Source organism: Serratia sp. NFX21 (genome assembly GCF_048517035.1).
GTDB lineage: Bacteria > Pseudomonadota > Gammaproteobacteria > Enterobacterales > Enterobacteriaceae > Serratia > Serratia quinivorans.
The window spans coordinates 2,072,089-2,083,927 of sequence record NZ_CP183196.1 but is presented as its reverse complement, the minus strand read 5'-3'; the positions used below and the strand labels follow the sequence as shown (position 1 = coordinate 2,083,927).

Sequence of the window (11,839 nt, the reverse complement as noted above, 5' to 3'; positions counted from 1 at the left end):
TTCTGATCCTTAAAGGTGCAGGGATGCGAGACGTAAAATTTCATTTTGCGAGGTCTGTTTGGTATTAACGATGCCCGCAACCTGACCATTACTCATCACCAGTATTCTGTCGGTAATTCCCAAAAGCTCCGGCATTTCAGACGAGACAATAATGATCCCCTTGCCCTTCTTCGCCAGTTCGGTCATCAACTGATAAATTTCGAATTTGGCGCCAACGTCAATACCGCGCGTCGGTTCATCCAGCATCAATATTTCCGGTTGGGTCAGCAGCCAACGGCCGATGATCACCTTCTGCTGGTTACCGCCGGACAGCGAGCCGATGTTGGTATGATGACCCGGGGTCTTGACCCGCATGGCATCGATCACCCATTGGGTATCGCTTTTCATTCGGGCATTATCCAGCAGGCCGATTTTGTTTTTATAGTTACGGATATTGGAGATCAGCGAGTTAAAACCGACATCCAGATAAGCGTAAATCCCGGTGGAACGGCGCTCTTCCGTCACCAGAGCAAAACCGTGGTTAATCGCTTCATTGGCGCTGTGGTTGTTGATGGCCTTGCCGTGCAGCTTGATGGTGCCCGCAATTTTTTCGCGGATGCCGAACAGCGTCTCCAGAATATCGGTACGCTTGGCCCCCACCAATCCGGCAATGCCGAGGATCTCACCCTGATGCAGATCGAAGGAGATATCGCGAATCGAAGGCTGGCGCATTGAGGTCAGGCCCTTCACCTCCAGAATCACCTCGCCCGGCGTATTTTGCCGATCGGGGAAACGCTGGCTGAGCGATCGCCCCACCATCATCGAAATGATCTTGTCCATATCCAACCCTTCCAACGGCTGGGTAGCGATCCACTGGCCATCGCGCAGGATGGTGATTTCGTCGCACAGTTGGAAAATCTCTTCCATTTTGTGCGAAATATAGACGATGCCGCAGCCGCGCTCTTTCAGCTTACGGATAATGGTGAACAGATGATTCACCTCTTTTTCCGTCAGCGAAGAGGTTGGCTCATCCATAATCACAATCTTGGCGTCGTAGGAGAAAGCCTTGGCAATTTCGATCATCTGCATCTGCGATACCGATAACGTGCCCACTTTATCCCGTGGGTTGATATCAATATCCAGCTCGTCGAATATCGCCTGGGTGTCCTTCAACATTTTGTCCTGATCGACAAACATGCCCTTGGTCGGGTAGCGTCCCAACCACATGTTATCCATCACGGTACGCTGCAACACCAGGTTCAACTCCTGATGCACCATTGAAACGCCGTGTTCCAGCGCCTCTTTGGAGCTTTTGAAGTCAATTTCCTGGCCCTGAAAAATAATACTGCCGGCATCTTTTTTATAAATGCCGAACAGGCATTTTAATAATGTCGATTTCCCCGCGCCGTTCTCCCCCATTAATGCATGAATGGAGTGCGGACGAACGCGCAGATTCACATTATCCAATGCCTTGACGCCGGGAAATGACTTACTGATATCGGTCATTTCCAGCAGAAATTCGCGTGGGCTGTCGGCCATAAATACACCTGGCTATGTTACCCGTCGCCTTTCAAGACTCAGCATGGCTAGCTGCAACTTGAAATTCATCGGGTATAGGCTGTGATTTGAAGAATAAATTTCCCCGCCTGCGGCTTTCCTGGTGTTGGCGCTGGGCAGCGCACCTCAGGCGGGGTCATTCAGAACTTACTTAATAAACTGAGACAGGTTGTCTTTATCTACGCCAACGTAAGCAATGCGCACCACTTTATTTTCAATCTTATATTGGGTGCCATCGGCGGCCGGTTTGCCTGCAGCCAGGTTTTTCGCCAGTTCGAAAGTGGCTTTAGCCTGATTGTCGGCATCGTTCAGTACTGTCCCTGCCATAGCGCCGGATTTCACCATCGCCAGGGCTTCAGGCAACGCATCCACACCGAATACCGGAATGCTGGACTTGTTATGCGCTTTCAGCGCTTCTACCGCGCCCATTGCCATCGCATCGTTGTTGGCAATCACCACTTCTATTTTGTTGGCATTAGGGCCGGACAGCCAGGCATCCATCTTGTCTTTGGCCTGGGCGGTGTCCCACATTGCGGTGTCCATCTGCAATGCCTGCGTCTTGATACCGTCGTCGTTCAGCGTTTTAGTCACGTAGGTGGTACGCGCTTCAGCATCCGGGTGGCCTGGCTCACCTTTGAGCAACACATACTGAATCTGGCCATCTTTGTTCAGATCCCAGTTCGGGTTAGCCTTCCAGTGCTTCTCGATCAGTTTGCCCTGGATCACACCGGACTCTTTAGAGTCGGTCCCCACGTAATAAGCTTTGTCATAGCTGTCCAGCGCTTTACGGGAAGGCTCTTTGTTGTAGAACACGATAGGGATATCGTTTGCGCGCGCCTTATCAATCACCACCGGGGCGGCTGCCGGGTCAACCAGGTTGATCGCCAGTGCTTTAACGCCCTTGGCGATCAGCACGTCAATCTGATCGTTTTGTTTGGATTGGTCATTCTGCGAGTCATTCATCAGCAGGGTGACGTCCGGAGAGGCCTTGGCGTCTTTCTCGATAGCCTTGCGTACCACCGACATAAAGTTGTCGTCATATTTATAAATTGTGACGCCAATACGGGTATCTGCATGTGCTGCGGCGCCAAACATCATGGCTGCGGCCGTCGCGGCCAGGGTGAAAACCTTCTTATTCATTGTGTGTCTCCGGTTTATGTAGGGTCTTGCTCGGTGTTAGGCCAAAGGTAACCGGTGGCGAGTGCACAACCGGGCCTGGCAGTTTCCCTGTCATCCGTGAATCATGTTATTCCTGAAAAGTGTGGTGCCAGCGCGAGGTAAAGAACAGCAGCGGCAAGTGCCTTTACGCTGGAAAACGACTAGAGCATAGACGGCGTGATGTTAATAATCTGTGAATTTTCTCACAGATTGAAAACGGTTACACAAGATTAAATGTTCAGAGAGTGACCGCTGCCTCAATTTGCCACGGAGCCACGGAATGGCGGCGTACCAGAGTGGGCATAAACAAATGGCGGTCCTGCGGCTCCAGCCGGCCTGCCGCGCCCAGCAGGGCCAACTCGGTGGCCAGCGTCGCCATGGTGACAATGGGATAGCGCACCGTGGTGAGCTTGGGGCTGGTATAGCGTGCGATGGGGATATCATCGAACCCCACCAGCGAGAAATTTTGCGGTACTGTGATAGCGTTTTCTTTCAGCACCGCCATGGCACCGGCAGCCATGGCATCGTTGTAAGCAAACACCGCGCTCAAATGCAGGTTACGCCCGAGTAACTCGACCATTGCCGCTTCCCCACCCTGCAAATCCGGCGAACCATAGGCACGCCAATTGTCCGGCGTAACCAACCCAGCCGCAGCCATCGCCTGCGTATAGCCCTGCTGGCGCAGCGGCCCGTCTTCTATCGGGTGGTTGGAGCCCAGATAGCCAATGCGCTGATGCCCCTGCGACAGCAGCAAACGCATTGCCATCTCCGCGCCGCTGACGTTGTCCAGGCCAACGCAGCGATGCTCATAGCCGGCAATGATACGGTTGATCAACACCATGCCCGGCACCTGGTCGAGGAAAGTCATCAATTCGGCATCGCACAGCGCTTTAGCATGCACAATCAAGGCATTACAGCGCTGGCGAATCAGCACTTCGATAGCGTGACGCTCTTTGTCTGCCTGATGATAACTGTTGCCGATCAGCAAATATTTGTGGTGTTGCTGCGCTACGGTGTCTACCGCTTTCACCAGCGCACCAAAGAAGGGATCGGAAACGTCCATCACCACCACCCCGAGGGTATCGCTGCTCTGGGTGGCCAGCGCCTGTGCATTGGCGTTGGGCCGATAACCCAGTTCAGCCACCGCCTTAAGCACCTGTTCACGCGTCTCTTTACTGGTCAGGGCGCTGTGGTTCAGCACGCGGGAAACGGTCGCCACGGACACGCCCGCACGCTTCGCCACGTCGCGAATGGTGGTTGGGTGAACAGAGGTCATGAAAAATCCTGAGGTCGGGGTAGTTGACAGTGGCGCTATCCTACCCCGTTTGTCATCCTCCTCTGCGTGAATCCCGTCACAGGAAAGAAAACGTTTACATACATTTTTTTAACCTACCTGCGCCAGATCTCAATTCACTCCCTTAGGCTCCGTGTTACCGGCGGCCAGAGAGGTCAGTTTGCGCCATAGCCATTCCATCGGTCCCTGGGCGAAGTAACGCAACCACAGGTTAGAAAACAACAGGTTAGCCAACCAGACCAGCGGCACAAACGCCAGCAGTTGCAGGCGATCGAACTGTTGATACAGGCCAAAGCGATAGAACAGCGTGGTACAGATCAGCGTTTGCAGCAGGTAATTGCTCAGCGCCATGCGCCCAATCTGCGTCAACCCATGCCCAATACGCAGCCGCGACAGCGTCGGCCAGAAACCGTAACACAGTGCCAGATAGCCCATGGCCTGCAGCGGAGCGCCCAGTTCGCGCGGGACCTGTAATAAAAAGCCGCTCCAGCGGTAGTCCCAGTGAAGATGCCATTGCAACGCCACCGCCGGCAGTTGGATCAGCAATGAAAGCGGTATCAGCCAGGCGGCCTGACGGCGATAGTAACCCGGCGAATAGGTGCCACGCAGCCAACCGCTGCGCATCAGTCCGGCACCAAACAGCATCAGCCCCGCCAACTCCCAGCCGTATTGCGCGCCAATCGCCAACAGGCTGGACGAGAGCAGATCGGTACGGCTACGCCAAGCCTCCATACCGCCCTGCAGCTTCCAGAATTTTTCATACTGCAGTTCCGCAACGCCGGGCTGCCAGAAACCGCCCGGCTCACCGTGCGAGATAAAGCCCAGCAACAACAGAACCCCGACGCCGATCAGGTAGAGCACTACGCCGGTTTTCAATAGCTGATAGGTTTCTTTGGCATCGCGGATCATCCGCCAGCACACCAGCCCGATCAGGCCATAGGCCAACAGGATATCGCCGTCCCAAAGGAAAATGGCATGCGCCAAACCAAACAGCACCAACCACGACAGCCGCGCACGTATCCAGCCCTTGCCGCGCCGCAGCAGCATCTGCAGGCCGGCACCAAACAATAAGGCAAACATCGCCAGAAACTTGGCCTGGGCGAAAATATCCAACAGCGCCCAGGTCCAGGCGTCACGCGATGATGGCAGCCCCAGATAGGCAGGATTCAGGTAGGCCGCCTTCGGCAGGCCAAAGGCGCTGATATTCAGCAGCAGAATGCCAAGGATGGCGATACCGCGCACACAGTCCAGAGTGGCGATGCGTGGCAGCGGTGTGGTCGAAGGGTTGCTCATTATTTTATCGCTGTATTCCGGCCATTAAAAAGGCGCCCGCAGGCGCCTGTTCTTATTCGTTAACCCCGTATCACCCCTGGTGATGTCGCACCGCACGCAGGAATTCCTGACGGGTGTTCTGGCTGGACTTGAACAGCCCACCCAGCGAGGTGGTGGTGGTGGCGCTGGTCGCGTCGCGGATACCGCGCGCCTTAACACAATAATGGACCGCATCAATCGATACTGCCACGTTATTGGTACCCAACAGGGTTTGCAATGCCACCAGGATCTGTTGCGTCAGACGCTCCTGCACCTGTGGGCGCTGGGAGAAAAATTGCACGATACGGTTGATTTTCGACAGGCCGATCACCGCATCTTTCGGAATGTAGGCCACGGTCGCTTTACCGTCGATAGTCACGAAATGGTGTTCACAGGTGCTGGTCAGGGTAATGTCGCGCACCGTCACCATTTCATCTACCTTCATCTTGTTTTCGATGACGGTAATTTTTGGGAAATTCGCGTAGTCCAGGCCGGAGAAAATTTCATCGACATACATCTTGGCAATGCGATGCGGGGTTTCCGCCAGGCTATCGTCGGATAGATCGAGATTAAGCAGCTGCATGATTTCCGTCATGTGCTCTTTAATACGGCGCTTGCGCGTCTCGCGATCCAGCACTTCACCACGCAACGGGGTTTCCAGGCCACGCTCTTCGAGCGCCGCATGAACCAGAACAGCTTCTTTACTTAATGATGTCATTTCATCTCTCCAACGGACCTGAACTCGCCAATCCGGCTGCTTTACCGAGCAGACTGGTGAATTGCATACTCTCCTGACGGCAGAGGTTTCCGTCATTGGTAACGTGAACCCGGTCAAGATTTTGACCCCACTCTAGATGAGAGTGAGGGGATTATCCAGCGATTGTGCTTCATCCGCAGGTGAAATATTCGCATTTAGCACAATCAGGCCCGCTGCGGCTATTCCACGTTTTTTGTACGGAATTTAATCACAGCGCCGTCGGTTTTCGTGCCAGCTCGCGCGTCGGGGTATTCACCACCAGCAGGCCGGCAACGATCAGCGCCACCACGGCGACATATAACGCCGGTTCCAACCGATGGGTCAAGGCAGTGGACAGCGCCGACAGCGTCGGGCCGACCAACTGACCAATCGCATAACCGGTGGTCAACAGTCCCGCCATGTAACGCGCATGATTAGGTGCCAGTTCCCTGCCGTGCTGGATCGACAGCTGCACTACGCTGAGGAAGCCACCGCCGGTCAACAATGCCCCCAAGGCCAGTCCGGCCACCCCAGGCACGATTTCCGCACTCAAGACCCCCAGTGCCTGTACCCACAGAGTCATGGCCAGACGCGTTTGGGTGGTCAGCTTGTGACGGGTCAGGATGCCAATGACAATCCCCAACACCGCCGCACCGCCGAAGACAGGCCAGACAAATTGCGCGAACACGCTGCCAGGAAAACGTGCGGCGGCCATTTGCGACAGAAAAGTGGCCGGCAGAATATAGCCGAAACCCGCCAGGCTGTAGCTCAATACCAGCCGCTTCAGCGCCGGAGTCAACAGCAGAGGCTCCGGTGCCACATCAGGACGATGCAATTCACCGGCCTTAGGCAGGTTAATGCTGATTGCGCCAATCAATACCAGTGCCAACACGCCATACACCAGCCAGGCCTGAGACGCCGTCAGCGCCAGGCTGTGAATGCCTACCGCCAGCATGCCGCTGATAAAAATCCCGGCCCCCGGCCCGGCGAAGACCGCCGCACTGAGCGCCGGCCGGCCATAGTGAGCCAGCCGTTCGTTGGTCCAGGCCGCCACCAGCACCATCGCCCAGCCGCTGGCCCAACCAATCAGGAAACGCACGGCACCGTGCCACCATTCGCCCTGCACCCAGGCCGAAAGCAAGGTCAAGATTACCGCCCCCCACACGCCCAGCCACAGCCGACGTTCAACATGTCGGTTGGCGCGCATCGCGTCATAGGCACCGCACAGATAACCCAGGTAGTTGATGGCCGCCACCAGCCCGGCCCCGGTCAAGGTAAACTGGTGCTCGGCAATCATCAGCGGTACCTGTGGGGTAAAGGCGAAGCGACCAATTCCCATGGCTACGATCAATGCAATAAAACCACTCAGGGCAATTCTTAAGGCCATGTAGAGTATCCAGACTGTTAAAAGAAAGTTGCCAGTATCATGCCGCAGTATTACACTCACAAAAACTGAATAATACTCATCAAGTTAATCACGAAAAGAGAAGACAATGGATCTCACCCAGCTCCGCATGTTCTGCAGCGTCGCCGAAACCGGCTCCGTTGCCCGTGCCGCCGAGCAGTTGCACCGCGTACCTTCGAATCTGACCACCCGCCTGCGTCAGCTCGAACAGGAACTGGGCACCGATCTGTTCATCCGCGAAAAACAGCGCCTGCGCCTTTCGCCGATGGGCCATAACTTTCTCTGCTACGCCAACCGCATTCTGGCCCTGAGTGAAGAAGCGATGAGCATCACCCATGCCGGCGAGCCGGCAGGTAACTTCGCCATAGGTTCGATGGAAAGCACCGCCGCCACCCGCTTGCCAACGTTACTGGCAGCCTATCACCAACGTTTCTCACAGGTGTCACTGTCGCTGACCACCGGTACTTCCGGCGAGATCACCGAACGGGTACGCGCCGGTACGCTGGCGGCGGCACTGGTCGATGGGCCGGTACAATATGACGAACTCAATGGCTGTATCGCTTTCCCCGAACATATGGTGGTGATCTCATGCCTCGATCACCTGCCGATCCATAGCGCCAAAGACGCCAAGGGCGAAACGCTGTTTGCCTTCCGCGCCAGTTGCTCTTACCGCCTGCGGCTGGAGTCCTGGTTCAAGCGCGAAGGCGTATTGCCGGGCCAGGTGATGGAAATCCAGTCTTACCACGCCATGCTGGCCTGCGTCGCCAGCGGCGCCGGGCTGGCGATGATCCCGCATTCGGTGCTGAGCCTGCTGCCAGGCCATGAACGGGTAAAAGTGCATACTCTTCCGGGCGATATCGCCCAAACCGCCACCTGGTTACTGTGGCGGCGTGATGCCTTCGGCCCGAACGTTCGCGCCCTGAAAGAATTAATTATTGAACAGGCAGAAACCCTCTCGGTTGAAAATACTGCCTGCGATTTACCCAATGCTATCGACATAGCCTGATTAAAAATAGACCACTGGAGACTATGATGGAAATGATCAAAACCCGTGCCGCCGTTGCCTGGGGCCCGAACCAGCCGCTGAAAATCGAAGAAGTGGATCTGATGCCGCCGCAAAAAGGCGAAGTGCTGGTGCGGATCGTCGCCACCGGCGTCTGCCATACCGACGCCTACACCCTGTCCGGTGCCGATCCTGAAGGCGTATTCCCGGCGATCCTCGGCCATGAAGGCGGCGGCGTGGTAGAAGCCATCGGTGAAGGCGTAACCAGCGTAGCGGTTGGCGATCACGTGATCCCGTTGTACACGCCGGAATGCGGCGAGTGCAAATTCTGTAAATCCGGCAAAACCAACCTGTGTCAGGCGATCCGTGCTACCCAGGGCAAAGGCCTGATGCCGGATGGCACCACCCGTTTCTTCAAAGACGGCAAGCCTATCTTCCACTACATGGGCACTTCCACCTTCTCCGAATACACCGTAGTGCCGGAAATCTCACTGGCAAAAATCAGTAAAGAAGCCCCGCTGGAAGAAGTCTGCCTGCTGGGCTGCGGCGTCACCACCGGCATGGGCGCGGTAATCAACACCGCCAAAGTGCAAAAAGGCGATACCGTGGCCATCTTCGGCCTCGGCGGCATCGGTCTGTCGGCAATCATCGGCGCACAGATGGCGGGTGCAGGCCGCATCATCGGCATCGATATCAACACCAGCAAGTTCGACCTGGCGCGCAAGCTGGGTGCCACCGACCTGATCAACCCGAAAGACTACGATAAACCTATTCAGGACGTGATCGTCGAACTGACCGACGGCGGCGTTGATTTCTCCTTCGAGTGTATCGGCAACGTCAACGTGATGCGCTCGGCGCTGGAATGCTGCCACAAAGGCTGGGGCGAATCGGTGATTATCGGCGTTGCCGGTGCCGGTCAGGAAATTTCTACCCGTCCGTTCCAACTGGTGACCGGTCGCGTATGGCGCGGTTCCGCCTTTGGTGGCGTGAAGGGCCGTTCGCAACTGCCGGGCATCGTCCAGCGTTATATGGACGGCGAGTTCGCGCTAAATGACTTTATTACCCACACCATGGGGCTGGAGCAGATTAACGAAGCGTTCGATTTGATGCACGAAGGCAAATCCATCCGTTCCGTTATTCACTTCGACAAAAAATAAGCCAGGAGGCAGAGATGACCTTGTCATTAGAACTTCTCGAAGAGCACCGTATGTTCGGCGGCTGGCAACAGCGTTATCGCCATGCGGCGCAGAGCCTGAATTGCAACATGACTTTCAGCATCTATCTGCCGCCCCCGCGCGATGATAACCCGCCGCCAGTGCTGTACTGGCTGTCGGGGCTGACCTGCAATGATGAAAACTTCACGCTGAAGGCCGGCGCGCAGCGTGTCGCCGCCGAGCTGGGGTTGGTGCTGGTGATGGCCGATACCAGCCCGCGTGGCGACGATGTGCCCAATGATGAAGGCTACGATTTGGGCCAGGGTGCCGGTTTTTATTTGAACGCCACCCAGGCACCGTGGGACAAGCACTTTCGCATGTATGATTACATCAGCGACGAGCTGCCGGCGCTGATTAATCAGCATTTCAGCGTCAGCGATCGCCAGTCGATCTTCGGTCACTCAATGGGCGGCCACGGCGCACTGGTAATGGCGTTTCGCAATCCGCAGCGTTTCCGTTCAGTGTCGGCCTTTGCGCCCATCGTTAACCCCTGTCAGGTTCCATGGGGACGTAAAGCCTTTGCCGCCTATTTGGGCAATGATGAAAGCCAGTGGCTGCAGTATGACAGTTGCCACCTGCTGGCCAACGGCGCAGAAAAAATGCCGGTGCTGGTGGATCAGGGTGACGACGATCAGTTCCTGGCGGATCAACTGCAACCGGCGAAGCTGGCCGAACTGGCGCGCCAGCGCGACTGGCCGCTAACCCTGCGCATCCAGCCAGGCTACGACCACAGCTACTTCACCATCGCCAGCTTTATCGAAGACCACCTGCGCTTCCACGCCGAACATCTGTTCCGCTGATCGGCCCTAACCGCTTGCGATAGTCAGTATCGCAAGCGGTTATTCTTCCTGATAACACACTCAGTTAACGCTCTCGCCCAGTGAACCAATAATAAACATCTTCAAACCAGGTTAATAAGGCTTTGGTGCCGATCACTGTAATCACCGCGATTGCAACATCCACATAACTATTACAGGGTTTCATAATTAGCAGTGATGAATACTCGATTAAAGAGAATGAAATAAATATCCAAAGGGCTATAAAAATGCAGTCTTTCATTTGCACGTCCATGTGAAAATTATAATAACACCAAGAAAAACAAGGTAACACCACCCCATTGCAAATAAAATAGAAATAACCATTAATTATAGTGATATGACTAGAATAATAATTAAATTAACGTATTCAGTTGATTTACCGAGTACGTTAAATCGTCACAGTTAATTAAACGATTAACACTCTGCATATTAACCGCTATTAATTTTACTTTATTCTATCCTTTTAATTTCGGATCCAGCGCGTCGCGCAGCCCGTCACCCAGCAGGTTGAACGCCAGTACGGTAATGAATATTGCCAGACTGGGGAAAATCGCCACGTGCGGTGCCATCACCATGTCCGCCCGAGCCTCATTGAGCATCGCCCCCCACTCCGGCGTTGGTGGTTGTGCACCCAGGCCGAGGAATGACAGGCTGGCGGCGGTAATGATCGAGGTGCCGATACGCATGGTAAAATACACCACAATCGACGAAATCGTCCCCGGCAGTATATGTCGCAGGATGATGGTCCAGTCGGAAGCCCCGATGCTGCGCGCCGACTCGATATAGGTCAGGTGCTTCAATACCAGCGTATTGCCGCGCACCAGCCGGGCAAACGCCGGAATGCTGAAAATCGCCACCGCAACGATCACGTTGGACATACCGCTGCCCATAATCGCCACCACGCCAATCGCCAATAAAATACCGGGAAAGGCAAACAGCACGTCACAGATACGCATGGTGATACGGTCCCACCAGCCCTCATAATAACCGGCCAACAGGCCCAGCAGCGTGCCGATCAGCCCGCCAACCAGCACCGAGAACACCCCGGCGGCCAGCGAAATACGAGCGCCCATCAGAATGCGGCTGAAAATATCTCGCCCAAGGGAATCTACCCCCAACCAGTGCACCAGCGAAGGGCCTTCGTTCAGGCGGTCATAATCAAAGTAGTTTTCCGCATCAAACGGCACCAGGTAAGGTGCCAATAACGCGGCAACCACCAGCAACAGCACCAACAGCCCGGCGACCAGCGCCACCCGTTGTTGGCGGAACCGCCGCCAGAACTCATGCCACGGTGTGCGCACCGCGTTAGGGTTAATCGTCGGCATCGCCTTCATTGCGGCGTTGCGTCGCCAATGCTTAATCAT

The 11,839-nt window shown here is 55.3% G+C and carries 10 protein-coding genes; 3 read left to right on the top strand and 7 right to left on the bottom strand.

What is annotated here, in order from left to right:
- Positions 1 to 9: 9 nt before the first annotated feature.
- From mglA to ACNT1W_RS09880, 6 genes are all read right to left on the bottom strand, one after another.
- Complete coding sequence (mglA, locus tag ACNT1W_RS09905) at positions 10 to 1,518, bottom strand: galactose/methyl galactoside ABC transporter ATP-binding protein MglA (RefSeq protein WP_012005997.1); 1,509 nt, start codon at positions 1,516 to 1,518, stop codon at positions 10 to 12.
- Between the two features lie 165 nt (positions 1,519 to 1,683).
- Complete coding sequence (mglB, locus tag ACNT1W_RS09900) at positions 1,684 to 2,676, bottom strand: galactose/glucose ABC transporter substrate-binding protein MglB (protein WP_012005996.1); 993 nt, start codon at positions 2,674 to 2,676, stop codon at positions 1,684 to 1,686.
- A gap of 256 nt (positions 2,677 to 2,932) precedes the next feature.
- Positions 2,933 to 3,970 carry an HTH-type transcriptional regulator GalS gene (galS, locus tag ACNT1W_RS09895; protein ID WP_012005995.1) on the bottom strand — a complete coding sequence of 346 codons (1,038 nt, stop codon included), beginning with the start codon at positions 3,968 to 3,970 and terminating at the stop codon, positions 2,933 to 2,935.
- A 129-nt stretch (positions 3,971 to 4,099) separates the two neighbouring features.
- Positions 4,100 to 5,281, bottom strand: coding sequence for a DUF418 domain-containing protein YeiB (gene yeiB / locus ACNT1W_RS09890; protein WP_135344474.1), 1,182 nt, complete (start codon positions 5,279 to 5,281; stop codon positions 4,100 to 4,102).
- Between the two features lie 70 nt (positions 5,282 to 5,351).
- Positions 5,352 to 6,017 (bottom strand): GTP cyclohydrolase I FolE, encoded by a 666-nt coding sequence (gene folE / locus ACNT1W_RS09885; protein WP_012005993.1) that lies wholly within the window; start codon positions 6,015 to 6,017, stop codon positions 5,352 to 5,354.
- A gap of 247 nt (positions 6,018 to 6,264) precedes the next feature.
- Positions 6,265 to 7,422 carry a YbfB/YjiJ family MFS transporter gene (locus ACNT1W_RS09880; protein WP_017892163.1) on the bottom strand — a complete coding sequence of 386 codons (1,158 nt, stop codon included), beginning with the start codon at positions 7,420 to 7,422 and terminating at the stop codon, positions 6,265 to 6,267.
- 106 nt (positions 7,423 to 7,528) lie between these two features.
- Between ACNT1W_RS09880 and ptrR the strand changes: the two genes are divergently transcribed.
- From ptrR to fghA, 3 genes are read left to right on the top strand one after another with little or no spacing between them, the layout of a single operon-like run.
- Positions 7,529 to 8,446, top strand: a complete 918-nt coding sequence (gene ptrR, locus ACNT1W_RS09875; protein WP_012005991.1) for a putrescine utilization regulator PtrR — start codon at positions 7,529 to 7,531, stop codon at positions 8,444 to 8,446.
- A gap of 26 nt (positions 8,447 to 8,472) precedes the next feature.
- Positions 8,473 to 9,600 (top strand): S-(hydroxymethyl)glutathione dehydrogenase/class III alcohol dehydrogenase, encoded by a 1,128-nt coding sequence (locus tag ACNT1W_RS09870; RefSeq protein WP_012005990.1) that lies wholly within the window; start codon positions 8,473 to 8,475, stop codon positions 9,598 to 9,600.
- A 14-nt stretch (positions 9,601 to 9,614) separates the two neighbouring features.
- The gene (gene fghA, locus ACNT1W_RS09865; RefSeq protein ID WP_419246715.1) at positions 9,615 to 10,457 is read left to right on the top strand and encodes an S-formylglutathione hydrolase; all 843 of its coding nucleotides are present in this window, start codon (positions 9,615 to 9,617) and stop codon (positions 10,455 to 10,457) included.
- A 473-nt stretch (positions 10,458 to 10,930) separates the two neighbouring features.
- On the opposite strand, the gene gsiD is transcribed toward fghA, so the two are convergent.
- Complete coding sequence (gene gsiD / locus ACNT1W_RS09860) at positions 10,931 to 11,839, bottom strand: glutathione ABC transporter permease GsiD (protein ID WP_172491122.1); 909 nt, start codon at positions 11,837 to 11,839, stop codon at positions 10,931 to 10,933.

What these genes read in the sequence shown, in the direction of transcription:
- ptrR (WP_012005991.1), top strand. Translation starts at nt 7,529, where the DNA reads ATGGATCTCACCCAGCTCCGCATGTTCTGCAGCGTCGCCGAAACCGGC.
- mglB (WP_012005996.1), bottom strand. Translation starts at nt 2,676, where the DNA reads ATGAATAAGAAGGTTTTCACCCTGGCCGCGACGGCCGCAGCCATGATG.
- gsiD (WP_172491122.1), bottom strand. Translation starts at nt 11,839, where the DNA reads ATGATTAAGCATTGGCGACGCAACGCCGCAATGAAGGCGATGCCGACG.
- yeiB (WP_135344474.1), bottom strand. Translation starts at nt 5,281, where the DNA reads ATGAGCAACCCTTCGACCACACCGCTGCCACGCATCGCCACTCTGGAC.
- ACNT1W_RS09870 (WP_012005990.1), top strand. Translation starts at nt 8,473, where the DNA reads ATGGAAATGATCAAAACCCGTGCCGCCGTTGCCTGGGGCCCGAACCAG.
- ACNT1W_RS09880 (WP_017892163.1), bottom strand. Translation starts at nt 7,422, where the DNA reads ATGGCCTTAAGAATTGCCCTGAGTGGTTTTATTGCATTGATCGTAGCC.
- mglA (WP_012005997.1), bottom strand. Translation starts at nt 1,518, where the DNA reads ATGGCCGACAGCCCACGCGAATTTCTGCTGGAAATGACCGATATCAGT.
- galS (WP_012005995.1), bottom strand. Translation starts at nt 3,970, where the DNA reads ATGACCTCTGTTCACCCAACCACCATTCGCGACGTGGCGAAGCGTGCG.
- folE (WP_012005993.1), bottom strand. Translation starts at nt 6,017, where the DNA reads ATGACATCATTAAGTAAAGAAGCTGTTCTGGTTCATGCGGCGCTCGAA.
- fghA (WP_419246715.1), top strand. Translation starts at nt 9,615, where the DNA reads ATGACCTTGTCATTAGAACTTCTCGAAGAGCACCGTATGTTCGGCGGC.